At 53.3% G+C, this 351-nt stretch carries 2 tRNA genes; both read right to left on the reverse strand.

The features are described from left to right. Positions 1–91 precede the first annotated feature (91 nt). Positions 92–166: transfer RNA gene (locus G9F75_RS19755), tRNA-Gly, on the reverse strand. A 24-nt stretch (positions 167–190) separates the two neighbouring features. After that, positions 191–272, reverse strand: a tRNA-Leu gene (locus G9F75_RS19760). Positions 273–351 lie beyond the last annotated feature (79 nt).

The following is a 351-nucleotide window of genomic DNA, read 5'->3' on the forward strand; positions in this document are numbered from 1 at the left end:
CCGGACTTGAACCGGCACGGTAGTCACCTACCGCAGGATTTTAAGTCCTGTGTGTCTGCCAATTCCACCACCCCGGCGTGGATGGTATAGTTGGAGCGGAAGACGGGATTCGAACCCGCGACCCCCACCTTGGCAAGGTGGTGTTCTACCACTGAACTACTTCCGCATACAGGATATCTATCCTGTATAATGCGGGTGAAGGGACTTGAACCCCCACGTCATAAGACACTAGATCCTAAGTCTAGCGCGTCTGCCAATTCCGCCACACCCGCGTAACATGGTGAGCCATGAAGGACTCGAACCTTCGACCCTCTGATTAAAAGTCAGATGCTCTACCAACTGAGCTAATGG

This window comes from Bacillus sp. EKM208B, assembly GCF_011800725.1.
Classification (GTDB): Bacteria; Bacillota; Bacilli; order Bacillales; family Bacillaceae; genus Bacillus; species Bacillus velezensis.